General features: G+C 46.5%; 24 protein-coding genes. 14 read left to right on the top strand and 10 right to left on the bottom strand.

What is annotated here, in order from left to right; all coding sequences use genetic code 11:
- Positions 1 to 105 precede the first annotated feature (105 nt).
- The 3 genes from QU597_RS20235 (at position 106) to QU597_RS20225 (ending at position 2925) form a co-directional block, all read left to right on the top strand.
- The gene (locus tag QU597_RS20235; RefSeq protein ID WP_206101350.1) at positions 106 to 1317 is read left to right on the top strand and encodes a chromate transporter; all 1212 of its coding nucleotides are present in this window, start codon (positions 106 to 108) and stop codon (positions 1315 to 1317) included.
- Positions 1318 to 1363: 46 nt separating this feature from the next.
- Entirely contained in the window at positions 1364 to 2017 is a 654-nt protein-coding gene (locus QU597_RS20230) for a histidine phosphatase family protein (RefSeq protein WP_310829560.1), read from the top strand.
- Positions 2018 to 2148: 131 nt separating this feature from the next.
- Positions 2149 to 2925, top strand: coding sequence for a hypothetical protein (locus QU597_RS20225; RefSeq protein WP_310829559.1), 777 nt, complete (start codon positions 2149 to 2151; stop codon positions 2923 to 2925).
- 55 nt (positions 2926 to 2980) lie between these two features.
- On the opposite strand, the gene QU597_RS20220 is transcribed toward QU597_RS20225, so the two are convergent.
- The gene (locus QU597_RS20220) at positions 2981 to 3721 is read right to left on the bottom strand and encodes an SDR family oxidoreductase (RefSeq protein WP_310833363.1); all 741 of its coding nucleotides are present in this window, start codon (positions 3719 to 3721) and stop codon (positions 2981 to 2983) included.
- Between the two features lie 159 nt (positions 3722 to 3880).
- Between QU597_RS20220 and QU597_RS20215 the strand changes: the two genes are divergently transcribed.
- The 3 genes from QU597_RS20215 to QU597_RS20205 all read left to right on the top strand — a co-directional run bounded on the left by QU597_RS20215 (position 3881) and on the right by QU597_RS20205 (position 6200).
- Positions 3881 to 4804, top strand: coding sequence for an AraC family transcriptional regulator N-terminal domain-containing protein (locus QU597_RS20215; RefSeq protein WP_310829558.1), 924 nt, complete (start codon positions 3881 to 3883; stop codon positions 4802 to 4804).
- Positions 4805 to 4892: 88 nt separating this feature from the next.
- Positions 4893 to 5585 carry an aspartate/glutamate racemase family protein gene (locus QU597_RS20210; protein WP_310829557.1) on the top strand — a complete coding sequence of 231 codons (693 nt, stop codon included), beginning with the start codon at positions 4893 to 4895 and terminating at the stop codon, positions 5583 to 5585.
- 81 nt (positions 5586 to 5666) lie between these two features.
- Positions 5667 to 6200, top strand: a complete 534-nt coding sequence (locus tag QU597_RS20205; RefSeq protein ID WP_310829556.1) for a DinB family protein — start codon at positions 5667 to 5669, stop codon at positions 6198 to 6200.
- A gap of 69 nt (positions 6201 to 6269) precedes the next feature.
- Here the strand turns inward: QU597_RS20205 and QU597_RS20200 are convergent, their stop codons facing one another.
- The gene (locus tag QU597_RS20200; RefSeq protein ID WP_310829555.1) at positions 6270 to 6848 is read right to left on the bottom strand and encodes a TetR/AcrR family transcriptional regulator; all 579 of its coding nucleotides are present in this window, start codon (positions 6846 to 6848) and stop codon (positions 6270 to 6272) included.
- Positions 6849 to 6993: 145 nt separating this feature from the next.
- Between QU597_RS20200 and QU597_RS20195 the strand changes: the two genes are divergently transcribed.
- The 3 genes from QU597_RS20195 to QU597_RS20185 all read left to right on the top strand — a co-directional run bounded on the left by QU597_RS20195 (position 6994) and on the right by QU597_RS20185 (position 9748).
- Positions 6994 to 7857, top strand: a complete 864-nt coding sequence (locus QU597_RS20195; protein ID WP_310829554.1) for an SDR family oxidoreductase — start codon at positions 6994 to 6996, stop codon at positions 7855 to 7857.
- A gap of 206 nt (positions 7858 to 8063) precedes the next feature.
- Positions 8064 to 8741, top strand: coding sequence for a nicotinamide riboside transporter PnuC (pnuC, locus tag QU597_RS20190; RefSeq protein WP_310829553.1), 678 nt, complete (start codon positions 8064 to 8066; stop codon positions 8739 to 8741).
- The gene (locus tag QU597_RS20185) at positions 8738 to 9748 is read left to right on the top strand and encodes an AAA family ATPase (RefSeq protein WP_310829552.1); all 1011 of its coding nucleotides are present in this window, start codon (positions 8738 to 8740) and stop codon (positions 9746 to 9748) included. Before pnuC ends, QU597_RS20185 begins: the two co-directional genes overlap by 4 nt.
- A 56-nt stretch (positions 9749 to 9804) precedes the next feature.
- On the opposite strand, the gene QU597_RS20180 is transcribed toward QU597_RS20185, so the two are convergent.
- From QU597_RS20180 to QU597_RS20160, 5 genes are read right to left on the bottom strand one after another with little or no spacing between them, the layout of a single operon-like run.
- Positions 9805 to 11190, bottom strand: a complete 1386-nt coding sequence (locus QU597_RS20180) for a HAMP domain-containing sensor histidine kinase (RefSeq protein ID WP_310829551.1) — start codon at positions 11188 to 11190, stop codon at positions 9805 to 9807.
- Complete coding sequence (locus QU597_RS20175; RefSeq protein ID WP_310829550.1) at positions 11178 to 11840, bottom strand: response regulator transcription factor; 663 nt, start codon at positions 11838 to 11840, stop codon at positions 11178 to 11180. The genes QU597_RS20180 and QU597_RS20175 overlap by 13 nt, the downstream gene beginning before the upstream one ends.
- A gap of 29 nt (positions 11841 to 11869) precedes the next feature.
- Entirely contained in the window at positions 11870 to 12628 is a 759-nt protein-coding gene (locus tag QU597_RS20170; RefSeq protein ID WP_310829549.1) for a lantibiotic immunity ABC transporter MutG family permease subunit, read from the bottom strand.
- A gap of 1 nt (position 12629) precedes the next feature.
- Entirely contained in the window at positions 12630 to 13358 is a 729-nt protein-coding gene (locus QU597_RS20165) for a lantibiotic immunity ABC transporter MutE/EpiE family permease subunit (protein ID WP_310829548.1), read from the bottom strand.
- On the bottom strand, positions 13351 to 14067 hold the full coding sequence (locus QU597_RS20160; protein ID WP_310829547.1) for a lantibiotic protection ABC transporter ATP-binding protein: 717 nt from the start codon (positions 14065 to 14067) through the stop codon (positions 13351 to 13353). Before QU597_RS20160 ends, QU597_RS20165 begins: the two co-directional genes overlap by 8 nt.
- Positions 14068 to 14230: 163 nt before the next feature.
- Between QU597_RS20160 and QU597_RS20155 the strand changes: the two genes are divergently transcribed.
- The 3 genes from QU597_RS20155 (at position 14231) to QU597_RS20145 (ending at position 16725) form a co-directional block, all read left to right on the top strand.
- Positions 14231 to 15007, top strand: coding sequence for a GNAT family N-acetyltransferase (locus tag QU597_RS20155; RefSeq protein ID WP_370656200.1), 777 nt, complete (start codon positions 14231 to 14233; stop codon positions 15005 to 15007).
- Between the two features lie 10 nt (positions 15008 to 15017).
- Positions 15018 to 16091: a phosphotransferase enzyme family protein gene (locus tag QU597_RS20150; protein ID WP_310833362.1), complete on the top strand. Its 1074-nt coding sequence runs from the start codon at positions 15018 to 15020 to the stop codon at positions 16089 to 16091.
- A 250-nt stretch (positions 16092 to 16341) separates the two neighbouring features.
- Positions 16342 to 16725, top strand: a complete 384-nt coding sequence (locus tag QU597_RS20145) for a hypothetical protein (protein WP_310829545.1) — start codon at positions 16342 to 16344, stop codon at positions 16723 to 16725.
- A gap of 87 nt (positions 16726 to 16812) precedes the next feature.
- Here QU597_RS20145 and QU597_RS28795 read toward each other — a convergent pair whose 3' ends face one another.
- A complete protein-coding gene (locus QU597_RS28795) occupies positions 16813 to 16956 on the bottom strand; it encodes an AraC family transcriptional regulator (RefSeq protein ID WP_369698828.1) in 144 nt (47 codons plus the stop codon).
- 271 nt (positions 16957 to 17227) lie between these two features.
- On the opposite strand from QU597_RS28795, the gene QU597_RS20140 reads away from it, so the two are divergent.
- Together QU597_RS20140 and QU597_RS20135 are read left to right on the top strand one after the other, a co-directional pair.
- Complete coding sequence (locus tag QU597_RS20140) at positions 17228 to 19297, top strand: ATP-dependent nuclease (RefSeq protein WP_310829544.1); 2070 nt, start codon at positions 17228 to 17230, stop codon at positions 19295 to 19297.
- The gene (locus QU597_RS20135; protein ID WP_310829543.1) at positions 19294 to 21213 is read left to right on the top strand and encodes a UvrD-helicase domain-containing protein; all 1920 of its coding nucleotides are present in this window, start codon (positions 19294 to 19296) and stop codon (positions 21211 to 21213) included. Before QU597_RS20140 ends, QU597_RS20135 begins: the two co-directional genes overlap by 4 nt.
- 224 nt (positions 21214 to 21437) lie before the next feature.
- Here the strand turns inward: QU597_RS20135 and QU597_RS20130 are convergent, their stop codons facing one another.
- Positions 21438 to 23051, bottom strand: a complete 1614-nt coding sequence (locus QU597_RS20130; RefSeq protein ID WP_310829542.1) for a response regulator — start codon at positions 23049 to 23051, stop codon at positions 21438 to 21440.
- Positions 23048 to 24790, bottom strand: a complete 1743-nt coding sequence (locus QU597_RS20125; protein ID WP_310829541.1) for a sensor histidine kinase — start codon at positions 24788 to 24790, stop codon at positions 23048 to 23050. The genes QU597_RS20130 and QU597_RS20125 overlap by 4 nt, the downstream gene beginning before the upstream one ends.
- Positions 24791 to 25107 lie beyond the last annotated feature (317 nt).

Genomic DNA, 25107 nt, shown 5'->3' with positions numbered 1-25107 from the left:
TACACCACATATACAAGTGTCATAATAGTTTGAACACTTGGGTCCCCATACGTTGTTCCCTATAGATGGAGAACGTGGTTATTGCAGCAAAGGAGCGGTGACGATATGCAAACGGGTCAGCAAGAAGCACAGAAAGAGGCTCGGATGGGAAGGTTGGGTGCTCTTTTAGAAGTGCTGAGGGTGTCTGCCAAATTGGGACTTACCTCTTTTGGGGGGCCGGTTGCCCACCTGGGTTACTTTCATGATGAATACATACGCCGCCGAAAATGGATGGATGAACGTAGTTATGCTGACCTGGTAGCTCTTTGTCAGTTCCTTCCCGGTCCAGCGAGTAGTCAGGTTGGAATTGGAATAGGTGTTGTAAGAGCAGGTCTGCTTGGGGGTCTTGTGGCATGGCTAGGCTTCACTTTGCCGTCAGTCATTGCGTTAGTTGCCTTTGCCTTCCTGCTTCAAGGCTATGATATAGGCAGTGCGGGGTGGATTCATGGACTAAAGATCGTAGCGGTAGCTATCGTTGCCCACGCTATTCTTGGGATGGGACAAAAGCTTACACCGGACAGGAACAGAGTAACAATCGCTGTCATTGGAGCGGCTATTACCTTGTCTTGGCAAACGGCATTCAGTCAGGTCCTTATTATCGTTGCTGCCGGAATAGCAGGTTTATGGCTTTATCGTAAAAAAGCTGCGGAGGGAACACCAGACCTGCAAATACCAATCAGCAGAACCCTCGGAGCCGTCTGTTTAGTTTTATTTTTTGTGCTGCTGGCAGGACTGCCTCTTCTCAGGGGGGCAGGAGAAGCCGGGTGGTTAGCCATGTTTGACAGCTTTTACCGTTCCGGTTCTCTGGTGTTCGGCGGGGGACATGTCGTCCTCCCCCTCTTGGAACGCGAAGTAGTTCCTGCGGGTTGGGTTAGCCAAGAGGAATTTTTGGCGGGCTACGGGGCTACGCAGGCAGTTCCAGGCCCGTTGTTCACTTTTGCAGGGTACCTTGGGACTATGGCGGGTGGGATTTTTGGGGCAGTGGTTGCCATTTTCGGCATTTTCCTGCCAGCCTTTCTTCTAGTGATCGGTGCGCTTCCTTTTTGGAACGGATTACGAAACAGCCCGAAAATCCAAGGGGCATTGGTTGGAATCAACGCTGCTGTAGTCGGTATACTGCTTGCTGCATGGTATGATCCCCTTTGGACTACAGCTATTTTGGAGCCATCAGATTTCGCGTTAGCCGTCATTTTATTTGTAATGCTGTTCTTCTGGAAGCTGCCGCCTTGGGTGGTTGTGGTAGCTGGTGCAGCAGGTGGAATGTTGCTGGGGGTTTGAGGGACACTATGTCATGGTGCTTACGAACCCGAAGGGAGCTACAACAATGATAAAAGGACATATTATCACCGGTATCCTTTGCATAATCCTCATGTTTCACACGCAGCCGGTTGAAGCGTCAGGAGGTATTTTGAAATCAAGGCCGGTTGAACCCTCATTGCTAAATTCGCTTCGTCAGGGTGGATATATTCTCTATGTCAGGCACGGAGAGGCTACTGTAGGAGAGGACATTCCGGGAATGGATTTCAATGATTGTTCTACCCAAAGAAATCTTTCAGAGGCGGGGAGAAGACAGGCTGTGCAATTTGGCGAGGCGCTGCGCAGATTGCAAATTCCAGTCCAGACTCCGGTTCTGGCTAGTCCCTTTTGCCGGGCAAAGGAGACCGCAGAATTAGCTTTTGGTGAGGGCATGGTCCAAACAGATGCGTTCTGGGCTAGAATATATAATTTAAGTAATTCCTTGTCTCCTGCCGAGCAGCAAGGGCTTGTAAATGACTTAACTTCTGCGTTAGAAGGTTCGCCCTCCCCTGGGACTAACAAAGTTATCATTGCTCACAGTTTCCCTCAAGGAGTTGGACTCGGGGAAATCGCAAATTTGGGTACCATAATTATAAAACCAAACGGGCAAGGAAAAGGCTTTGAGGTCGTAGGCCGGTTCACTTTAGAGGAATGGTTAAGCCTACTTCGGGAAGCGAGTTAATAGGCTTGACAACCACAATTTAGACATGATAATTTATCACTAGAATAAAGGCAATGTAACCTTCGGGTTCAACCTCGCTGAGAAGTGCGGGTTGGACCCTTTTTGCATTCAACTACAGAGGAGGATTGGGCATGTTAAGAACAGAATTGCTTCTTCAGCGGCTTCACGAGATCGGCAAGTCGCTCGAACGTAAAGGGGGAGCTCTTTTATTATTAGGGGTGGGTTCTGTTGGGGTCGAGACAGAACGGCTGGATGAATATTCGGATTTGGATTTTTTTGTGATTGTGAGACCGGGGGAGAAGGATAGATATATTGACCGGCTGGATTGGCTCGAAGAAGCACATCCTCTTGCCTATTCCTTTAAGAATTCAGATGCAGGATGCAAGATCCTGTTCGAGGACGGAATTTACGGGGAATATGCTATATTTGAGGAACGGGAGCTGGCGGAAATCTCCTATACAGAAGGACGGGTCATATGGAAGGATCCGATGTATGGAAATACGGAAATCGCCAAGCCTGTAAGTCCGCTGCCCTCTCAAAAAAGTGATTCCCTGGACTTTCCTTTGAACGAAGCCTTAACCAATCTGTACGTGGGGCTGGGCCGTTATGCAAGGGGAGAACGCTTATCCGCTATGAGGTTTATTGAGGTATATGCTATAGACAGGATCCTGTCTGTGCTCCATCTATTGGAGCAAGAGGTGGATTACTATCCCGACCCGTTCGGGAATGAGCGGCGGTTAGAGAAGAGATATCCCCGTTTTGCAGAAATCATCGGAGACATGATTCAGGGGTACGATCGTGTTCCCGAATCGGCACTCCGTATTTTAAATTTCATCGAAGGCGTGTATCCGGTTAATCCAAGGCTAAGCGACGAGATCCGGCGGCTGGCTAATCAGATTAACGGATAGATTTCTACAGCAAATGGAGTTTTGCCCACAACAACGGCAAAACTCCATGGTTGCCTTACACTTGGGCAGTAGGACGGATCACAATCTCGTTCACATCGATCTCATCCGGCTGTTCAATGGCATAAGCAATCGCGCGGGCTACAGCGTCCGGTGCCATTGCTAATCTATCCCGGATTACAGTAAGCTGTTCTTTCAATCCCGGGTCTGTCACGCCCTCCGTGAAATTCGTCTGTACAATGCCGGGTGAAATCACGGTTACGCGCAGTTTATCGCCAGCCTCCTGGCGCAGTCCCTCGGAGATGGCGCGCACAGCGAATTTCGTTCCGGAGTACACAGACTGGTTCGGTACGGTCTTATGTCCGGCTGTAGAAGCCGTGTTCACAAAGTGCCCGAAGCCCTGTTTCCGAAAAACAGGCAATGCTGCTGCAATACCATATAGAACGCCTTTGATGTTGACATCTATCATGTCCTCCCAGTCCGCTACGCGCAAATCATCAAGCGGGGAAATAGGCATTACACCTGCATTGCTGACAAGAACATCGAGCTGTCCGTAGCGTTCACAAGCCAGTGCAACAAGTCTGTCCAGATCTTCGCGCTTTCTTACATCCGTGCTTGCATAAACGGCTTCGCCGCCGCTGTCTGTAATGCGTGCAGCCAGAGCTTCAAGGCGGTTCGTTCCGCGTGCGCCAAGCACAACCCTGGCTCCGTGCTCCGCTAGCCAGAGTGCTGTTGCTTCTCCAATTCCGCTGCTTGCACCCGTGATAATAACAACCTTGTTCTTCAATCTTCCTTCCATGTTCATAGCCCAAACCTCATTTCTTATATCTATTCCCTTGCTAGTACATTCTAAGTAAAAATCCGTTGCACCAGGTAGACCGATCGCATCCGATTCTTGCCTAATCCTATCCGGGTGGATATAATTAACCATCACGATAATTGGAAAGGAGAATGAAGCATGGTGGAACTCATCTCCCCGCTTAAGATCTCTTCCAGGCTGGAAGAACTTACTCTGCTTATTGCGCGTCATGCACCTTCGGATGGAACCCATACTTCCGCAGTGCCAGAGCTTTGTTTCAGACGCGCGAGCCAAGTATCGGAGCCGATGCATACCGTAAATCTGCCTTCACTATATGTAGTGGCACAAGGTTCAAAGACAGCAACGCTGGCTGGAGAAGATTACAAATATGATCCCAGCACCTATATGGTCTCCTCCGTGCATCTGCCTGTAGTCGGGCAAATAACAGAGGCCTCACCTGAGCTTCCTTATCTGAGTCTTCAATTATTGATTAGTCCAGATGTTATTCTGGACGTAATCCATAGGAACAGTAGTGAATGGAAAGGAAAAACGGGGCGGGGGATATTGGTCAGCCAATCAGCTCCCCCGCTGCTTGACGGGCTGCTTCGGCTTGTCCGGCTGCTAGATACCCCTGAGGATATTGAGGTTCTTGCGCCACTTATTATCCGTGAGATTCTTTATCGTGTGCTGAAAGATGAGCAGGGGGCTTTAATCAGACAATTTGCCGTAGCCGGCAGCTATGCGCACAGCATTTCCAAAGTGATCCATTTGATTAACCGTGATTATGCAAAGCCGCTTGTCATTGAAGAGCTGGCGAAGGAAGCCAATATGAGTCCCTCCTCTTTGCACAAGCATTTTAGAAAAGTAACGGCGGTCAGCCCGCTGCAGTATCAGAAGGCGATCCGGCTGCAGACCGCACGCCGCATGCTGCTCTCAGAAGGCCTGGAAGCCGCCGATGCGGGCTTTCTGGTTGGTTATGAGAGTCCGTCGCAGTTCAGCAGGGAGTACAGCCGGATGTTTGGACGTCCCCCAATGAGCGATGTTAAGCAACTGCGCAGGATCATAAGTGCTCCGGTTGATTGATTGGCGGCTTGCCTTTACAGAGCCGTGTCATGTGGTTCCGGAGGGAAGTAGTATTTAGGATGAAAAAGAATGGAGTGTGAATAAGACCATGAAGACAATAGGACTTATAGGTGGTATGAGCTGGGAATCCTCTATGCTTTATTACCAAATCATCAATGAGACGGTGAAAGTAAGGAAGGGTGGACACCACTCCGCAAAAAGTCTGCTGTATTCAGTGGATTTTCAAGAGATCAAGGATCTCCAGCATCAGGGGAACTGGATGGAGGCTACGAGGGTTATGATTGAAGCGGCACAAAAACTTGAAGCAGGCGGAGCAGATATCATAGTCATATGCACGAATACGATGCATAAGATGGCACCCGAAGTGATGAACGCGGTATCGGTTCCTTTACTTCATATCGCTGATCCGACGGCAGAAAAAATTGTTTCCGATAAAATAAAGAAGGTAGCCTTGTTAGGAACCGCCTTTACGATGGAGCAACCCTTTTATAAGGATCGGCTGACAGGGCAGTTTGGACTTGAGGTTGTTGTGCCGGATGAAGCAGACAGAGCGGTTGTTCACGATATTATTTATCATGAGCTTTGTCTTGGCATTATAAATGAGCATTCAAAGAAGAAATATCTGGACATCATTGACAGCCTTATCCGAAAGGGGGCTGAAGCCGTTATTCTCGGATGTACGGAAATCACAATGCTCATCTCTCAGGAGGACTGTGCTATCCCGGTTTATGATACAACGCGGCTTCATGCCGAGGCTGCCGTTGATTTTGCATTGCATTAAAGCGGTTAGCAGCGATGGAGTAACAACAATTTATACGAATTTCATTATGTTGTAATTAATCACTTAAGGGGAGGGATTGGTTTGATTGCACTGATCCAGTACGTTCTGGAAGATATGAACAAGCAGCTTGACCGGATTGAGAAGAGCATGAATCCATTGAACAATGAGCTGGTTTGGACAAAAACGAAGGAATCTATGAACAGCATCGGCAATCTGTGTCTGCATTTAGCCGGTAATGAATATCAGAATTTTGTCAGCGCCATCGGAAACAGGCCGTTCATCCGGGAGCGTACCCGCGAGTTCACAACGGACGGAGGCATATCTAAAGAAGAACTGATCGGCCTTCTCCGGGACACGCGGTCACAAGCGGAGGAAGTGCTGTCGGCTCTGTCGAACGACGATTTGTCCCGGGAGGTCGTCATTCATTTCGGCCTTGAAGACTGGAACCGCATGTACCGGGAGGCTGCCCGTGAGGGCGAAACCTATGATACAAGAGTAATTGGCCGTCTGATTGTTCAGGTATCAGCTCACTACGGATATCATGCCGGACAGATCGTAGTGCTTGCCAAAATGCTGCAGGATACGAATGAGCATGTCTCGGGTCAATATCATTAGAAAAAAGAATGGTTGAGCAAGCACACTTAAGGACATCCGTCTTGGATGTCCTTAAGTGTTTTGTCTTGTTCAATCCTTAGCGCGTTTCGTCTCGGTCATTAAGGTGACTGCTCTGATGATAGATTCTTTAAGTACTTCCACGTTCTTAAGCGCTTCCGGCTCAAGCGAAGGGCCGAACGGATTTGTTGCCGTCCAGGCGGTGGCAAGCGTCATAACGTAAGTTAAAAGAATGCCTGGAAGCATTGTAGAGCCCACGTGTCCGGAGCTTTGGGCATTACTGATTGCTTGTACCTTCTGCTCATGGAGTGTTTCCCGCTGGGAAGAGTTGACTGCCTGATGTTCCAGATTAGACCACATCATCAGCCGCATAAGCTGTGGATGTGTCATAGCGAAATTAAATACGCTGACCGCGTAACCCGGGAGGTCATTGGGGGTAAAGGGGATGTCTTCAAACGCGCGGTCACGGTGTTTCTGGAGAACTGTATTAAAGAGCGTCTCTTTATTTTCAAAATAAACGTAGATCAGGTTTTTGTTGCAGCCGGCATTTTTGGCAATACGTTCAACCCGTGCTCCGGCAATGCCGAATGCGGAGAATTCGTCCATCGCGGCGTTCAAAATCAGTTCACGTGTCGCTTCGGCATTTCGCATGTTCAATCATCCTTTTGTTAGATATACGGCGGCTCAATATTATTGAATAGTATATCACTTGACTAACCGGTTAGAAAGTCTTATATTTAACTAACCGGTTAGTCAAATAGCTGGACCGGAACTTCCAGGAAAGAAGGATTGAACAATGGCACAACGGACTTGGCTTATCACAGGCATTAACAGCGGTTTTGGCCGGCATATGACGGAGCAGCTTCTTGAACGGGGGGATCGCGTAGCAGGAACTGTCCGCAATGTGAATTCAGTTGACGATCTGAAGGCGAAATATGGGGATCTTCTATGGACTGATCAGCTTGATGTTACCGATATTCCGGCAATTTATACGGTCATCGACCGGGCCTTTACGGAACTAGGGACAATTGACGTCGTTGTCAGTAATGCAGGCTATGGACTTTTTGGTGCGGCAGAGGAATTAACGATTGAACAAATTACCCATCAGCTTAATACTAACCTTTCCGGTTCCATTCATGTGGTGCGCGCGTCCTTGCCGCATTTACGCACTCAGGGAGGTGGACGAATCATACAGCTCTCCACAGTAGGCGGCCAAGCTGCATTCCCTGGAGGATCGCTGTATCATGCGACAAAATGGGGAATTGAGGGATTCACCGAAGCGGTGATGCAGGAAGTGGCCCCGTTCAACATTGGAGTTACCATTGTAGAGCCCGGCGGAGCACGCACGAATTTCAGACATCACGGTTCAAAAATCGGACCCAAGCTGGACGCATATGAGAACTCTCCGGCCTCTGCCGCAAGACGTATACTAGAAGACAGCAAGGCTGTTTCCTTGGGTGACCCGGCAAAAATGGTCAAAATCATGATCGACAGTGTCGACCAGCATCCGGCACCCAAAAGAATTGTACTTGGCAGCGACTCCTATCAGGCTATTCATCGGGCGCTTTCCGGCCGTCTTCAGGATCTGGAGTTACAGAAAGAGTTGGCCTTCTCGACGGATTTTCCGAAGGATAATCCAAGCGTTGCTTACAAGTTCTAATTCTATTTCATCCATTGACGAAATCTATACGCGGCCTCGGTCCCAGAATTCTACGGGACTGAGGCCGTTTTGTTTTGACAGAGGAAAATTTTACTTGCATCTTGCCGGTTCATCTGCTAACTTGATATTAACAATATGTAATTATCAATATGTTATTAAGTGTTTTGCACCAAGAATAAAAATGCAGATAGCGGAGGGGATGCAAGGTGAAGAAGGTTCTGAGCGGGTGGAAAATGTTCGAAGTCGTCTGGCTGGTTTTGTTTACTTTGGTGGGTGTCATTTTTACATTTTTATCCAAGGATTCATTGTTCGGGTTCACGGTTTTTATCACCGGGGTGCTATGCGTAGTACTCACGGCGAAGGGGAAGCTGACGAGTTATGCTTTTGGCATGTATAATACCTTCGGCTACGCCTACTTGGCTAATGTCAACGGGTTATTTGGAGAAGTCATGCTGAATTTGTTGTTCTTTGTCCCGATGAATGTCGCCGGCTTCTACATGTGGAAGAACAATTATCAGAGCGGCAAGCTGGCCATGCGCCAGATGGAGCATAAAGGTATGTTCCTCACATTCACGGTCTGTATTGCGGGTTCGCTGCTGCTTGGGTTTGGCCTGTCGTTCATTCCTGGACAGAACTCGCCTTACATCGATGCTATAACTACCGTGTTATCTGTCGTGGCCACGATTTTGATGGTGAGAAGATTCAAGGAGCAATGGCTGGTCTATATTGTGCTGAATATGTTCACGGTGCTGCTATGGGTGATCCGGACACTGGAAGGCAGCGGTGAGGGCCTGCTGATGATCGTCATGTGGAGCGCCTATCTGATGAACGCGGCATACGGCTACTATAACTGGAATAAAGCCGCTAAGGAGGCACTTCTATGAAAACCCTTGGATTAACCCTTGGAAAATTCGCCCCGCTGCATAAAGGGCATCAGTATATGATCGAAACGGCGCTGCAGGAGGTGGATGAATTAATCGTAGTGATTTACGAGACCACGGTTACTAGTATTCCCCTGCATATCCGGGCGAACTGGATCCGCAGGCTCTATCCGCAGGTTAGGGTAATGGAAGCCTGGGATGGCCCGGACGGGTACTCTGATGACAGGGAGCATGAGATCCGGGAAGAACAGTATATTCTGGGGTTGCTTCAGGGTGAGCAGGTGACCCATTTTTATTCGAGTGAGTTCTATGGCGGGCATATGAGTACTGCTTTAGGTGCGGCTGACCGGCGGGTGGATGAAGCGCGTATAAAAGTACCTGTATCCGCCACAATTGTTCGTTCCGATCCTTATAAGTACCGGAAATATGTCAGTGAGCTTGTGTACCGGGATTTGATCACGAAAGTGGTTTTTGTAGGAGCAATGTCAACAGGGAAGTCAACCATCACCGAAGCATTGGCCCAGCGGTACCGGACAACGTTTGCTAGTGAGTATGGGCGCGATTATTGGACTGAGCATCAGGTGGACCGGCGGATCAGTCTTGAGTCTTTTGATGAAATTGCTGTGGGTCATATGAAGCGGGAAGAGCAGGCACTCCTGGAGGCAGACTGGTATCTTTTTGTCGATACCAATGCGATTACCACATATATGTATGCCTTGGATTATCACGGACGGGCTCCGGAGCTGCTAACCCGGCTCGCCCTGGAGAACGCGCAGCGGTATGATTTGTTTTTCTTGTGCGACGACGATATTCCTTACGACGATACTTGGGACCGCAGCGGGGATCAGAAGCGGCATGTTTTTCACAAGCAGATACTAGCGGATTTAAAAGAGCGGCGGATTCCCTTTATTACGCTGAGGGGAACGCTGGAGGAGCGTATGCGTAAGGTAGACGAGGTGTTAGCGGAGTTTGAGCCTTATAGCAACTATTTTGGAGAGCTGCACAATTAGGAAAAGAAACAGGGGGCAAACCGCTGGAAGTGGTGGATTGTGAAGACTCATCTACTTCACAGCAATTGCCCCTTCGGAACAGCAATACTAATCGTTACTTTGCCTCCGCCGGACGGGGACACATTGTCTAGGGTTAAGCTGCCTCCGTGCAGCTGGGCGGCAGACTTGGCAATGTACAGTCCCATTCCGTGATGCTTGCCCGGGCTCCGGCTCTGGTCGCCTCTGTAGAACTGGGTGGCGCCTTCTTTGAGGTCGGCAGGTGAGAAGCCGCTACCTGTGTCCGTAACTGTGAAATGGACGGCATCGTCATCCCCCCGGACCTGCAAAGTGATGCTTCCCTGCTGGGGAGTATGCTCCGCCGCATTGGATAACACGTTGGCAATTCCCCGCTGAAACAGCTCCTTATGGATGAAGAGGAACTCCGGAATGCTCTCCTTCAGGACAGAAGGATGCAGATTCTTGCCGGAGGACAGAGCCTTCATCTGCAGCTCTAATTCTTCAATAAACTCTGCTGTAGATACAAGTGACTGCTGGGGAGCTGGGCTGGCCTGAAGGCTGGAGAGGTCAATAACCTCCTGTACGAAGGCTTCAATATCCCCGGCGCTGCGGAGAATGTATCCGTTATATTCCTGCTGGGACTCATTCTGAGTGGTCTCCTTCAGCAGCTCGGCATTTCCCCGGATTACGGTAAGCGGCGTCTTGATATCGTGGGCCAGCGCGGAAATTTGCTCTCTGCGGGAACGCTCCAGCTCCCATTGCTGCTTAAGGGAATTGTGCAGGGCTTCCTTCATCTGATCGAGTGAGGCCAGCACATCGTCGATTTCACGGATCCCGCTGGGCTTGACGGTGAACTCGAGATTCTCACGCTGGATATTCTCTGTCGCTTCCTGTAACCCGGCCATTTTCTCTGAGAGTCTTCTGCCGAACAGGGCGGCGAGCAAGGCTGCCTGGAGCAGAACGCCGAAGATGAAGAGCAGGATTCCCAGCAGCTGCGGATTCGGCAGATAGCTGCGCAGCAAGGGGGAGGCGTACTGCGGCGTTAAGCTATACCGGAATATCCAGATTTCCTGGCCGCGCCGGGCGGTTGCATAGAAATGAGAGTCCTGATGATCACCTTGTTGTGTAATCTCCCAGGCATCTGTTGCTTCGCTCCGGCTCAGATTGCCCGCGACGAGCTCTCCTTGGTTGGTGAAAACCGTATAATCCAGCAGTTCCGGGACGGTTTCGGGTGTTACCGCTTCGCTTGAGGCAAGACGTTCCTTGAAGGCCGCAATCTCCTTCTCGGCATAGTTGGCAGGCAGGATGGTGTTTGAGGCAAAAGCCAGCGTGAACAAGCCAAGCAGCACTACCAAGAGCAGGATCGTTCCCGTGCTTAAGAACAGAAGGTATTGCAGAAAAAAGGTGCGCAGGCGCACAGTTTTGATTCGTTTTACAGCTTCCATTTATATCCGATCCCCCAGATGGTCTCAATGGCGTCGATTCCGTATTTGCTCAGCTTGGCGCGGATGTTCTTGATATGCTCCGTAATAGCGCTGCTATCGCTTACCCCGTCCAACCCGAATATCGTTTCATAGATATGCTCTTTAGAGAAGACCTGTCCGCGGCTGCGGGCCAGAAATTCGCAAATTTCATATTCGCTTTTGGTTAGAGGCACCTTGTCCTCTTGGATAAACAGCTCTTTACCGGAGAGGTTAAAGTGAACATTCTCCAGATACAGAACATTCCGCCGCTCCCTGGTTTCCCGTCTGAGGTGAGCGCCAATCCGTGCCCGCAGTGCACCTATGCCGAAGGGCTTCACAATATAATCATCTGCGCCCAGTCCCAGGCCGTACATCAGATCGCTTTCCAGTGTTTTGGCCGTTAAAAATAGAATCGGGCAATCCACAGCCCCGCGGATCTCCCGGCAAAGGGTAAACCCGTCCACCCCCGGCATCATCACATCCAGTAATATAAGATCATATGCGCCAAGGTCGGCCCGGCGCACCTGTGCAGAATCAGAGATCGCCGTCACCAGATGCTGATCTGTGATCAGTGCATTACGGATCAGCGACAAGATGGCGGGTTCATCGTCTACTACGAGTATTTTTGCCATATTCGTTCCCTCGATTGTAAGTTGTAGGTCTAATGATCAGTTGAGCGTCCTTCCCACCGCCGGAACCATAAGCAGCTTAGGAGAACCGCGGTTACCGTTGCCAGCATACAGACGGTTATTCCGGTGTTCAGCTCGGGTAGAGCGGGGGATAACGGGGTACCGGAAGCGTGGATTGTCCAGATCGAGATAAAGCGGACGCCCCATGCAAAGGGAATATACGCCCAGGTGGCATCACCCAGCCCGGTGAGCATTAAGGCAGCGATCAGACTCCCCACAATCCCCGCCCCAATGGAAGCCCCCCTTCCAAAGCGCAGGCTGACCGTCAGGTGAAGCAGGTAGAGAAACACATTACTCCCGAACAGAATAACTGCCCCGGTGATATAAAAGGGGATGCCCAGCCGGTCCTGCTGCAGAACCCTGCCGAACCCCAGTCCAAAAAGCACGTAAGCAAACAGGACAGCTCCAAGGCCAAACAACAGCAAAACTAGCAGCTTGCTTGTAAAGGCTGTGATTTTAGTAGCGGGAATGGCAAGCATGCCCTGGAACTGTCCTGCATTCGCCTCTTGTTCCGCTGACATGGAGCAGACCAGCCCGATCAGAGTAGGAAATGCACACCCTACAGACTGCATGAAGGCCAAAGCTTTATCGGCTGCACTCCAAGGGGAGTACGAATAGTACGCCAAGAACACCCCTGCTCCGGCAAGCGGAGCCAGCAGATGAATGAATATGAACGGCGTGTGCCGCGTTTTGAGCAGATCCGCCCTCAGCAAGCCCAGTAGTGAAGCCATGCTACTTCGCCTCCTGTTTACGGAACCATAGCGCCGTAAGGAGGGAGAGCACTCCGAACCAGGCCAGGGAGATCAGGGCATCCGGAAGGATCATGTCCGTGCTGCTCAGCGGGCTGTCCGCCGGTACGGGAAGACCGTTCGGCAGGATAGATAATACCGGGCACATGAGTCTGAAAGTAATCGTATAAGGGAGGAAATGCCACAGACCTCCGGAATCGAAGGCAACAACACCAATGACATTACCGAACATATTAAGCAGTACAGCGGCGAATAATCCGAACCGTGCAGCCAGGAACAGACACAGTGGAATCTGCCACAAAAATGTGACGAAGATCAGGAAGCTGCCGGCCATGCTGTTCAGGAGCGGAATGGTTTGGCCAAGCAGCAATCCCCCTGACTTAATGCCAATCAGGAATAGGAGGAGAGCGGCCAGAAGCCATCCTGCACAGGCGATTATTTTCCCGGCCCAAAGGGTCCTCAGGTCAACGGGCAGAGCCAGCAGGCCGCGGTATTTCATCTTCGCATCTTTCTGCAGAGCAAGTGAACAGGCAAGGGTCAGCGTTCCCGGTAAGAGTATGGTATACCACCAGTTGTAAGCCCCGCTCTGAAAATAACGTCCGCCCATTAAAATAGCGCAGAGGAGAATCGTGAACACAGGGGCGATCCAGGCAAGCTTGGGAATGAAGGTACCCCGCCATTTTAAGCGTTCAGCCCGAAGATGACTAAGCATGTACCGCACCTTCTCTCCGGCCTGCTGCTGCCACCTGCATGAACAAGGCTTCCAGCTCTTGCCCGTGAGGAACGGCTCCCTGATACCCGAGAACTCCGCCGGCGATAATTCCGATCTGATCGGCAACCTGCTCGACTTCGGAGAGAATATGACTCGACAAAATAACCGTAATCCCTTGCTGTGGAAATGAACGGATCAGCTCGCGCAGCTCCTGAATCCCGATAGGGTCCAGCCCGTTCATCGGTTCGTCCAGAATCAGCAGCTCCGGCTGATTTAACAGCGCAATCGCGATGCCCAGCCGCTGCTTCATGCCCATAGAGAATTGCCCGGCACGTTTCTTGCCGGTATGCGTCAAATCCACAACGGCGAGTACCTCCTCAATCCGGGAGTGCGGCAGTCCGAGGGAAAGCGTACGCACCTTGAGATTCTCTCTGGCCGTCAGATTCTCATACAGCGGAGGTGATTCAATCAGTACGCCAATCCCGCTTAGAGCCTTACGGGTCCATTCATGTCCATGAATGCGGATACTCCCGGAATCGGGGCGCAGCATGCCGGCGATCATTTTGAGTGTTGTGGATTTGCCTGCGCCGTTCGGACCCAGCAGCCCGTAAATCGAATTATGGGGTATGGCTAACGATACTTTGTTGACAGCTGGCTGATGTTTGAAGCTTTTGCATAAATCCTTCGTTTCTAAAATAATGTCCTGCATATTATATCATCCTTTCTACCCCCACAGTGTAAGGGGAGATTCTAAGGATTCTGTAAGGATTAACGGAAGCAAAGAATAATTTTAATAATACTCTACTGGGATAGGCTTCCATTTTGATGCTATGATTAATGAATGTTCATCTTATTACGGAAGGATGATACGATTGCTTTTTAAACAATGCCTAATTAACGAGGTGCAGCATCTCATTCAGGATTATATCCATACCTTGTCTTCACCATTTGATTCCTTCCTGGAGGAACATATTCTAAACTCAACGTTCTATGTAATCCTCGACGAATTAACTGAAGCGGGCTATTATGCGATTCATCAGGATCAGCTGCTAACTCAATTTTACATCCAGCCCTTGTATCTCAAGCATGCTCAAGAGCTTTTTAGTCAAGTGATAGAGAATCATGCCGTGGAGTCTCTATTCGTACCGACCTGTGATGAGCTGTTTGTAAGCTTAGCCATAGATAAAGACTATCCAATCACCAAGCAAGCCTATTTCTTTCAAGACAGTCATTTCAACAGTTCGGAGAATGCTTCACTACAAGACGATTGTTTCGTTCCAGCAACATTAGATGATCTTGAACCTATGCGACAGATGTGCGGGGATTTTGTTGATCATTATGAGAGAAGGATTGCGAACGGAGAGCTGTTCTCATACTACCGGGGCTCTGTCCTGCTTGGAATTGGAGTTCTTGAAAAGAGTAAAATGCTTAATGGACTGGCAAGTATAGGCATGTTTACGAATGAGGCCTACCGCAAGCAAGGGATTGGGAGAAACATTATTCTAAAATTAAAACAATGGTGCTATGATCACGAATTAAAGCCGGTTTGCGGATGCTGGTATTATAACGGGGCGTCAAAATCAACGCTGGAAAGTGCAGGTATGATTACAAAAACCCGGCTGTTAAACATTTCAGTAAACCGAGAGTGAGGGGAAAGGTATAAATTATAATGAGGTTGTTTCAATTGGAGATACTTGTTTACTTACAGTAGTATCGGAGTTATTCGGATTAGAAGGTTATGCTATCCAGCTGATTCCGGCACATGACGGAGGGCGGAATGTCGTATATACCTGTGAGAAAGAGGGGAGTCCTTCCAAAATACTTAGAATTGCCTTCTTACCTGACAGGAGCCGGGAAGATATCCTGGGCGAGGTGGAATATATCCGGTATCTATATGAGCACGGGGGCAATGTCGCCAATGTGATCTGCTCGCTGAAGGGGAATCTACTGGAGGAGATCACTCACAACAATCACACCTTTAGGGTCTGCCTGTTTGAAAAGGCTAAGGGGAAAATGCTTGTGGAGAATCATTACCGGTACCGTGAAGGAGCTCCAATTACCGAATATTATTATAATTGCGGTAAAGTCCTGGGAAAAATGCATCAAATCGCAAAAGGGTATGTGCCTGTTCATCCCCGGCATAGTTTTTTTGACAAATACAAAGCTGAATATATCGATCAACTGATACCGGATTCCTTATCTCTGCTTAAGGAGAAGATGGTAGGGCTCCTTGACACCTTACAAGGGTTGGATAGGGATCAGGAGACTTTTGGCATGAACCATTTTGATTACAACGATGGGAATTTTTCGATAGATTTTGATAACGGGCAAATAACCGTTTATGATTTCGATAATTCTTGTTACTGCTGGTATATGTTTGACTTGGCCAGTCTCTGGGGAAACGGAATGGGCTGGATACAATTTGAACCCGACGCCGGTAAACGTAAAAAGTTTATGGAGGATTATTTTGAAACCGTCCTCGCGGGATACAGATCTGAAACCAGAATAGATCATTCAATGTTGAATACATTGCCCTTGTTTATTCAAGCAAACTTTTTGGAGAATATTATAGATGCGTTCGAGGTAATGCGAAACAACGGTGAAGAGCCGAGGTGTGATGAGGAGCTGTCGTATCGTATAAAATGCATGGAAGATGATATCCTGTATTTCGGATTTTTCCATGAGATTTATTCGTGTGAAGAACCCTTTGAGGCCAAGGAACGGAATATTTAGACAAATATATAGATTGAACTTGAAAATATACATTAAGGGAAAAGTGGCGGAAGGGATTTTGGAACTGGAGGAGCGGTAGCGTCCGCCTTTGTCTGCGGATTTCAACCGCTAATAGCGCTACAAATCAAGAAATCTGCAGACAACAGCGGCTGGAAGTCCAAACATTCTCTGGAGTCACGGATCATCCCTAAATAAAATAATCATAAGTTCAATCTATATAGCATGAAGCTAGCATGAGGTGATATCACGAATGAAAATCTCCGGAAAGTTAGTCCTTTCATTTGTTCTTGTATTTGTCATCGCCTATGTCTCGTTTGGTGTATGGATCGCACATGATACTAAGATTATTCTGGAAGAAGCAATGCAGGGAAATGCAGATACTGAATATATGAATAGCTCCGCTTATAAATGTATTAATCCGGACGAACGCGGCATGACCGTAGATGATTTTAAATATGAAAGAAGCTCGCATGATATCGGGTTTGTAGTTCCTTTGCATTTCTTCTTCGTGTCAAAAGTGTATGTAACTCAAGAATATGTGACGGATAATCTGGCATTTAGAGAACCCGTCAATTTAACGCTACATTTAAAATCCGGGAAGTGGTATGCGGTTAAAGCAAGCATTAAGCCTTAGAAAATACTGCAACATAAATAACAGCAATACAAGAGCGGCAGCCCAGGACCCATATCCCTGACTGCCGCTCTTTTTATGCCCCTCTAACTACCCGACCCCATGCGAATGCTGCTCCTTCTTATACTCATTCGGTGACAGGCCGACCTCCTGCTTGAACAGCTTCGAGAAATAGGAATAGTTCGTATACCTTGTCAGAAGCGAACAATGGATAAATCTTGAGAGTGTTTTCATAAGCTGATCGACAATGATTAATGTATAACATACCGGAATTATCCATCTAGCTCAGTGGAATTGCGTGGATCTTACCTAAATCTTTGCCGTGCTGTTGGCTAGTTATTGTTGATTTTGTAGGTCGAAAAGTTTTGGTATTAGATGATGATTATTTCGATGAGAATCTACAAAATATTTGCTATTTATTAATTTTATGTGATAGAACTTGTTGCTTAATGTAATAAATTAAAGTAACCTCAGGTAATAATCCCAATAATTGGAGGGAATTCTCATGAATATAACTGAATTGAGGATTAAAAATTTCAGATGTTTTGGACCTGAAGAAACAACTGTGAATTTTGATCGTTTAACAACAATGATTGGTTCGAATAGTAGTGGGAAAACTGCATTAATTCAGGCTTTACTAAAATTATTTGGAGTAACTTCTAAGGAAAGAACAATACATAAAAGTGATTTTCACGTACCTTCTAATATAAAACCTGATGAAATCACTGAAGATCGGTTACTTAGAATAGAAGCGAAATTAGAGTTTCCTGAACTGCAAACAGAGGGTGAAGGAGGACATGTTGTACCGTCATTCTTTAAGCAAATGATGACTGGGAATCCTCAGGAAGTACTCTACTTAAGAATACGTCTGGAAGCTAAGTGGACCCAAAGTGTAACACCGGATGGAGAGATTGACCCAAAGCTTTATTATATTGTGGTGCCTTATGGAGATCAGGAAAAAGATGATTCCTATAAACCCTTACCAGCTAATGAGAGAGCATTAATTCAGATGATATATGTCCCTGCTATACGAGAACCGGCTAATCAATTAAAATTAGCATCTGGAACAATCTTGTGGAGGTTGCTAAAAAGTATAGCTTGGCCTGATGACACCAATAAGGAAATTCAAAAGACTCTTTTACCATTAGAGCAGTATTTAGGTAGTGTGGGTGGATTGCAAGAAATAAGGAATGAAGTTAAGTCTGCCTGGAGTAAGTTTCATCGCGATTCACGATATACTAACGCAGAAATACTATTTAATGAGACGTCATTAGAATCTATGCTTAAAAATATAAATGTACAATTCTCCCCTACAGAGGATATTACGAATTACTCAATTGATAAACTAGGTGACGGTCTTCGTTCCCTCTTTTACTTATCCTTGGTTTCTACTTTATTGGGAATTGAGCAAAAAATAATTGAAGATGATAAAGGCAGATTTCTTCAAAAAAAAATCCCCGCAGCTTTGACTATTTTAGCAGTTGAAGAACCGGAAAATCATATTTCACCTCATCTCCTGGGTAGAGTGATTAAAAACCTTAGAGAGATTTCAGAGATTAGTAATGCCCAAGTTCTCCTAACATCTCATAGTCCATCAATTGTAAAAAGAATTAATCCAGAAGAGCTTCGTCATGTAAAAATATCTACTACTGGTGAATACAAAGGAAGCACTACTGTAAGTGAAATCACTTTGCCTACTGATAGCGATTTAGCTCTTAAATATGTGAAAGAAGCAGTAAGAGCATATCCTGAACTTTATTTTGCTCAACTTGTCATACTTGGTGAAGGAGATAGCGAAGAGTTGATAATATCCAAATTAATGGAGGTCGGTAACTTAGCTCTTGATGATGAGACAGTCTCAATAGTTCCTTTAGGTGGGAGATTTGTGAATCACTTTTGGAGGTTGTTAAATCAATTAGATGTCCCTTTTGTCACTTTACTTGATCTTGATACGGAACGTGGTACAGGTGGATGGAGTAGAGTTAAATACGCGTTTAAACAATTAATAGAAATAAATGTAGATAAAACTAAATTATTAACGATTGACGGCACGACATACCCAGAAAATATTTTAGATGAAATGCATAAACGTACTCTAGATGATGCAAGTGGACCAAACTCCGTGGAAGAAATGAATAAGTGGATAAAAAAGCTAGAATCTTATAATTTTTTCTTTTCAGCTCCATTAGATATTGATTTGCTCATGTTGGAGTCGTTTACTGATGTGTATAAATCTATCCCTGAAACTGGTCCGGAGATTCCCAATAAAGATATAGATCCAAACGGATATGATGCAGCAATATTTAATGGAGTGAAAGCAACATTGAAGAAAAAAAAGAATGAACCTAGTTTCGGGAGTACTTATACTATTGAACAGAAAGAATTAATGGTTTGGTACAATAGTTTATTCTTAGGTAGAAGTAAACCTAGTACACATATAGAGGCTTTAGCAATGATTGAACCGAAGGATTTTTTAGATAGATGTCCAACTTCACTTTTGAACACATTGAATGCGGCTAAAGATATCCTTGGTAGAGGTACAGCGGAACAGATTCAACTCGAGGAGCTAATATGATATTTGTTAATCCAAGAGATTGGGTGCCAGCTGATGATATTTGTTTAGAGTACGCCGCAGATAGAGTTGTAAAAAGTATAGAAAACATGATGGTGGCAGCTGGTCCGGGTGCAGGAAAAACAGAATTGCTTGCTCAACGTGCAAGTTATTTACTTCAAACAGGAATTTGCAAGCCCCCACAGAAAATACTTGCAATAAGCTTTAAAGTTGATGCAGCTGCAAATCTAGCAGAGCGAGTGAGAAAAAGATGTGGCAATGAACTATGTCAGCGATTCGAATCGCGCACATATGATTCTTTTGCGAAACATTTACTCGATCACTTTAGAAATAGCATTGCAGAAGTGTATCGACCAGTTCAGGATTATGAAATTATTACTGAGAAAAATGAATTAAAGAAGTTAGTAGTGTCTCATTATAATGATCAATACCCAGTTCACAAGTTAAAATATGATACTCTGATGGAGTACCTAGGAAAAGAACAAATACCGATGCAGTCTACTTATAAAGTGAATGATGTCTACAGTTTGTTAGCTCATGATTTGTGGAGCCTGATGGCAAAAGGTTCAGAAGCATTTCCCGCTACTCTCACATTTTCTATGATTACTAGATTAGTAGAATATTTGATTCGTACTAATATAATGATTAAAAATGCCCTGAAAGTTACGTATAGCCACTTGTTTTTAGATGAATTTCAGGATACGACAAATGTACAATATGATATGTTAAAACAGATATTCCAACATTCAAAGACAATCATAACGGCGGTTGGTGATGATAAGCAAAGAATAATGGGATGGGCTGGTGCTTTGACTAATGCGTTTGAAGATTTTAAAAATGACTTCTCTTCAAAAGAAGAGCACTTAATAAAAAATCATCGCTCTGTTCCACTACTGATAGATATTCAAAATTACCTTGCAAGGGATTTGGATCCTTCTTCATCAATAGTTGAATATCCTAGTAAGATTACAAATGAAGAAAAGCCTCTTGGAGTATGTCAAATCTGGAAATTCAAAACTCATTTACAAGAGGCAGACTATCTATCAGTAAAAATAAAAGAATGGTTAGATGATAAGGATTTAACCCCCAGAGACATCTGCATAATTGTAAAACAACAAGAGGACATATATGCCGAGCAGATCATTGCAGTTTTGAAAACACAAGGTATAGTTGCACGAGTAGAAAAAGAGTTTCAAGATTTGCTCGCAGAGGAATGTATTACATTACTGATTCATGTTCTAAGATTAGTTTTAAAGAATCGTGCCCCGGATTCGTGGCAAGTGGTTTTTGATATCCTGATACTCTTGAACTCTAATATAGCCGATAATCAGGAAGCTTTTTACAAGTATGATTTTGAACTGACTAAATTTATTTCTAAACTGAAGAGGGATCTTCCTAACTTGAAAAATGGAGGGGAATTGGGGGGTTATCTAAAGAGTATTTTTGAATTTATTGGTGAAGACAAATATTGTGCGATGTTTCCCAAGTATAAAGGAGGCAAGTATCTATACAAAAAAGTTAAAGAGTTCTCAAACAAACTAGCCAAATCATATAGAAACCTGAATAACTGGGAACTCGCACTTAATGATGTTCTTGGATACAACAGCATACCCATTATGACAATCCACAAAAGTAAAGGTCTTGAGTATCATACAGTAATATTTGTCGGTCTAGAGGATGCGGCGTTCTGGAACTTTGTAAATAATTCTGAAGAAGATAAGAGAGCATTTTTCGTAGCTTTTTCACGAGCCAAACAAAGGGTATTATTCACCTATAGCAATGAAAGAATAATCAAACACTATGAGAAAATTGTTAATAGGCCTCAGTCATCTAATAATATTTCAGTACTGTATACTAACCTCCTTCAGGCTGGAGCGGAATTAGTCGAATTAGTAGAAGAGAATTCACTACCTATTTAATAATATATATAATTATGGTGCTTACTACTTTTCATCTTAAAGAAATCAAAATTAATCGATAAATGATACTCACTCGTGATGACATTTACGGGATTTAGAAGTTCCTTCTTTCACTGTTAATGAAACAGTAATTTGAAGCATAACCTTCATGAAAACGAAAACCCAAAAAGATCGGCAGCCCAGGACCCCTATCCCTGACTGCCGCTCTTTTATTTCCCCTCTAACTATCCCACCCCATGCGAATGCTGCTCCTTCTTATACTCATTCGGCGACAGGCCGACCTCCTGCTTGAACAGCTTCGAGAAATAGGAATAGTTCGTATATCCAGTTTTGCTCGCGATAGTGTACACCGACAGGTTGGTCGTTTCCAGCAGATGTTTAGCGGCGGCGATACGGACCTGGATCACATAGCTGCCGAGGGAAATGCCGGTTTCCCGCTTGAACAGTCTGGCCAGATAATCCGGGTTAAGGTAGACGATTTCCGCCAGATCGTTGCGGGTCAGATCATCGCCATAGTGCGCATGAATGTACTGCTTAATTTCCTCCGCGATCGATTTGGGCTGGGCGGCGAAGTCGCGGTATTCCATGGCGGTATTGACAAGATACCTTAGATAATCCTCCATATCCTCGATCGAATGCAGGGAGTGCAGCAGCATCTGATCATTGACCCGGCCGGCATACAATTTATGCGCCTGAATGCCTTTGAGCTTGAGAAAAGAATAGACCAGCTGCACAATATCCAGCCGGAACAGGCCGAGTACGGCGGTGTCCAGGCAATGATGGCTCAGCATGCTTTTTAGATAACGGATGGCCTCCTCCAGAAAAACAGCCAGCTTGTTCTGGTTCAGGAGCTCCTCCAGCTGTGCCAGATCCGGCGGGGTATAGGTTATTTTGGGCTGATGCAGGTAATTGGCCACGAGATAGGTCCGGTTCCGGCATTTGGTCAGCTCTTCATCCATAGTCAGCAGCTGCTTTAGAATATTCCCGATATTGTGCAGCTCGCCGGATATGCCGATATTGCAGCAGGCATCGCATTTCAGATAAGGGACGGCCTTTTGGATAAAAGTAACCCCGAATGCCTGCAGCTCTCCGGCATCCTCCGGGTGCCCGTTCCATTTCAGGATGGCGATCCAGTTGTACTCTTTTACCTCCAGAATACTTTCAATCGTGTAGCCGGGGTTTTGCAGCAGCTCATAGAGCACATTCAGCAGCGCAAAATCAAACAGATCCTTCTCTTCCTTGCCCATGCTGCCGTTATGGGGAAATACATTGAATAATAGAGGCTGGATAAGATCATTCATCTGATAGGACAGATTTTGTTCATTGATTGCATGGGTAATGTCCGCTTGTTTAAGCGGGAATGAGGTGCTGCCGCTAACCAGCCTCCGCCAGAAGTGTTCTAAGTTTTTGGACTGGTTTTTTTGCCAGAAGTAGCCCCCCAGGATCGCCTGCTCGTTGCTCTGCTGCTCCTTGGCCCGGACCACCGCTTTTTGGATGATCAGCATCAGCTTGTCGAATTCAATCGGCTTCAGGAAATATTCAAAGCTCTGCAGCTCAATCGCCTTCTGGGCATAATTGAAATCCGCGTAGTTGGTCAGGAGGATCGCCTGGATGCTGTAATTCTGCTCTCGGATCCAAGCCAGCAGCTCCAGGCCGCTGCCCTGCGGCATTTCAATATCCGAAATCAGGATCTGAACGGAATGCTTCTCCAGAATCTCACGGGCTTGCGCGACATTGTTGGCCGTATAGACCGTTTCGATATTCAGCAGCTTCCAATCGATTTTTTTCTGCAATGCAGCGATTACATAGTAGTCATCATCTACAAGCAAGATGTTCATAGGCGGCTCTCCATTTCTAGTGAGGTGTCGGGAAGATCCGGCAGTAACAGGGTGACACAGGCACCGCCGTCTTCAAGATTGGAGAAGCTGACGGTAGCCAGATTATAGTACAGATATTCCAGCCGCTTCAGCGTGTTCATAATGCCGATATGCGTGCCCTTTGTCTGATCCAGCGGCAGTCCGGAATGAAGCTTCTCCAGCACATCCTGCGGGAAGCCCGGCCCGGTGTCCGAGAGTATAATTTGTGTACCTTCGATGTCATACTCCAGCATGTGGCGCTTCACGCTCAGCCGGATCTGCACTTCATTTTCGCGGGAGATTGCGTATTTGACGGAGTTCTCAATGAACGTCTGCAGCACGAGCGGCGGAATGCTTACGTCCCGGGCATCCTCGGCCAGCTCCACGTGGTAGCTGAAGGCATCCCGGTAACGCTGCTTCTGAATCTCCAGATACATCTGCACATGCTCGATTTCATTCGCCAGCGGCACAAAATTCTCACCGTTCTGGAACAGGTAGCGGAAATACTTGGAGGTAGTCATCGCCATATCCTCAATTTCCTGATACATTTGAATTTGCGCCATGCTATAAATGCTGGTCAGGCAGTTCAGGAAGAAATGCGGCTTGATCTGCTGTTTCATATAATCGAGCTGGATGCGCTGCTTCTCCAGTTCCTGCTCGTACATGGTGATTTTGAAGGTTTTGATCTGGCCCACCAGATCCTTGAATTGCTCATTCGCCTGCTCCAGCTCGATAATTTTACTGCCTTTGTAATCCGCCGGCTGGCTTTCTTCATTAATACGCGCCAAATTTTCAGAGAAGCTCTGAATCGGGCCGAGCACTCTTTTATTGAAGAAGAGCATGATTACAAACAGCGATGAGGTGACCATGAAGAACAGCAGGACGATCAGGAGCTGGGCAATCATAATTTTTTCAAAAGCCCCGAATTTGATGACCATCTTCGCGCTGAACGTTGTCCCCAGGAAATCACTGATGATCGTAGTGCGCGGCTGGATCAGGGAAGCAAGGCCCTTATGTTCCTGCAGCGGTTTGCCGCTGTTCGAAAGGGGACTGGAAAGGGCTGTACCCTGATCATCGACGAGTGAAGCATAACCGTTAGCTCCCAAATTGATATCCCGTAGCGGGCGGATCAGATTGTCGGCGGAGATCAGTCCGATTAAATAGCGGTTGTAGTAAGGGACGATGTTGATCACATAATATTTGCCGTTTACGAGCACAGGGGTCCATTTGGAATAATACTTTTCGTACACCTCTTTGTCGTCGATAAAAGAAATGATCTGCTTTTTCAGCTCCTGATAATCCGAATAGCTAATGCTGATCGGCGAACAGTTCAGGAAGTAGGACTGGTTCTTTAAATAGTAGAAGAAATTATATTCCTGCCCGTAGTTCCTTTGGAGCTCGGTGAACCGTTTGTGCAGATTCTCGTTGGACTTGAGGAACTCGATGCTGTTGATGCGGTAGGCGTTCATGGTGTTCAGTGTTTCATCATTCGCCAGCGTCCAGCCCATATAGTGATTCATGTAAGCGAAATCATGATTGATCCGGTTAATGTAAAGCGCAGCCGTATCCTTCAGATACCGGGTGGACTGCTGCTTAACGATCATTATGGAAGCGATGCTGATTACAAGATCTACAAGAAGGACAGTGAATGCTATCAGAATCATAACTTTCACATAATGACGGATTGGGAGCGGCCGGGCTCCTGCTGTTGTTTTGGCCATAGGCTCTGTGGCACCGGATCCTTTCTATGTAATATCATCTATGAATGCGTTTTACGGTGGTAACAAAATCATTATAAAACCTTTAAGCAAAAAAAACATAAGAATAGACAGCCGATCCCCCGCAAAGTCCGGAAAGCGCTAACAAAAGTCTGGAAACTGTTATATGGGTTTTGAAGCGGGCAGTGCTAAGTCACTCAAGAGTGTATAAACGGAGGCAGAGGTCCGAATAACGGGGGCAAAGCGTCCGGAATACGGAGATGCGAGCGGTTATGATTAGACATGTAAAGAGGACGTACACAACAGAAACGGGGGATGTA

Origin of the sequence: Paenibacillus pedocola, assembly GCF_031599675.1 — a bacterium.
GTDB classification, from domain to species: domain Bacteria; phylum Bacillota; class Bacilli; order Paenibacillales; family Paenibacillaceae; genus Paenibacillus_AQ; species Paenibacillus_AQ pedocola.
This window is presented reverse-complemented; position numbering and strand designations above follow the sequence as displayed.

Bases quoted from the DNA above. Each gene is read 5' to 3' on its own strand.
- QU597_RS20235 (WP_206101350.1), top strand. From the start codon at position 106: ATGCAAACGGGTCAGCAAGAAGCACAGAAAGAGGCTCGGATGGGAAGG.
- QU597_RS20230 (WP_310829560.1), top strand. From the start codon at position 1,364: ATGATAAAAGGACATATTATCACCGGTATCCTTTGCATAATCCTCATG.
- QU597_RS20225 (WP_310829559.1), top strand. From the start codon at position 2,149: ATGTTAAGAACAGAATTGCTTCTTCAGCGGCTTCACGAGATCGGCAAG.
- QU597_RS20220 (WP_310833363.1), bottom strand. From the start codon at position 3,721: ATGGAAGGAAGATTGAAGAACAAGGTTGTTATTATCACGGGTGCAAGC.
- QU597_RS20215 (WP_310829558.1), top strand. From the start codon at position 3,881: ATGGTGGAACTCATCTCCCCGCTTAAGATCTCTTCCAGGCTGGAAGAA.
- QU597_RS20210 (WP_310829557.1), top strand. From the start codon at position 4,893: ATGAAGACAATAGGACTTATAGGTGGTATGAGCTGGGAATCCTCTATG.
- QU597_RS20200 (WP_310829555.1), bottom strand. From the start codon at position 6,848: ATGCGAAATGCCGAAGCGACACGTGAACTGATTTTGAACGCCGCGATG.
- QU597_RS20195 (WP_310829554.1), top strand. From the start codon at position 6,994: ATGGCACAACGGACTTGGCTTATCACAGGCATTAACAGCGGTTTTGGC.
- QU597_RS20185 (WP_310829552.1), top strand. From the start codon at position 8,738: ATGAAAACCCTTGGATTAACCCTTGGAAAATTCGCCCCGCTGCATAAA.
- QU597_RS20180 (WP_310829551.1), bottom strand. From the start codon at position 11,190: ATGGAAGCTGTAAAACGAATCAAAACTGTGCGCCTGCGCACCTTTTTT.
- QU597_RS20175 (WP_310829550.1), bottom strand. From the start codon at position 11,840: ATGGCAAAAATACTCGTAGTAGACGATGAACCCGCCATCTTGTCGCTG.
- QU597_RS20170 (WP_310829549.1), bottom strand. From the start codon at position 12,628: ATGGCTTCACTACTGGGCTTGCTGAGGGCGGATCTGCTCAAAACGCGG.
- QU597_RS20165 (WP_310829548.1), bottom strand. From the start codon at position 13,358: ATGCTTAGTCATCTTCGGGCTGAACGCTTAAAATGGCGGGGTACCTTC.
- QU597_RS20160 (WP_310829547.1), bottom strand. From the start codon at position 14,067: ATGCAGGACATTATTTTAGAAACGAAGGATTTATGCAAAAGCTTCAAA.
- QU597_RS20145 (WP_310829545.1), top strand. From the start codon at position 16,342: ATGAAAATCTCCGGAAAGTTAGTCCTTTCATTTGTTCTTGTATTTGTC.
- QU597_RS28795 (WP_369698828.1), bottom strand. From the start codon at position 16,956: ATGAAAACACTCTCAAGATTTATCCATTGTTCGCTTCTGACAAGGTAT.
- QU597_RS20140 (WP_310829544.1), top strand. From the start codon at position 17,228: ATGAATATAACTGAATTGAGGATTAAAAATTTCAGATGTTTTGGACCT.
- QU597_RS20135 (WP_310829543.1), top strand. From the start codon at position 19,294: ATGATATTTGTTAATCCAAGAGATTGGGTGCCAGCTGATGATATTTGT.
- QU597_RS20130 (WP_310829542.1), bottom strand. From the start codon at position 23,051: ATGAACATCTTGCTTGTAGATGATGACTACTATGTAATCGCTGCATTG.
- QU597_RS20125 (WP_310829541.1), bottom strand. From the start codon at position 24,790: ATGGCCAAAACAACAGCAGGAGCCCGGCCGCTCCCAATCCGTCATTAT.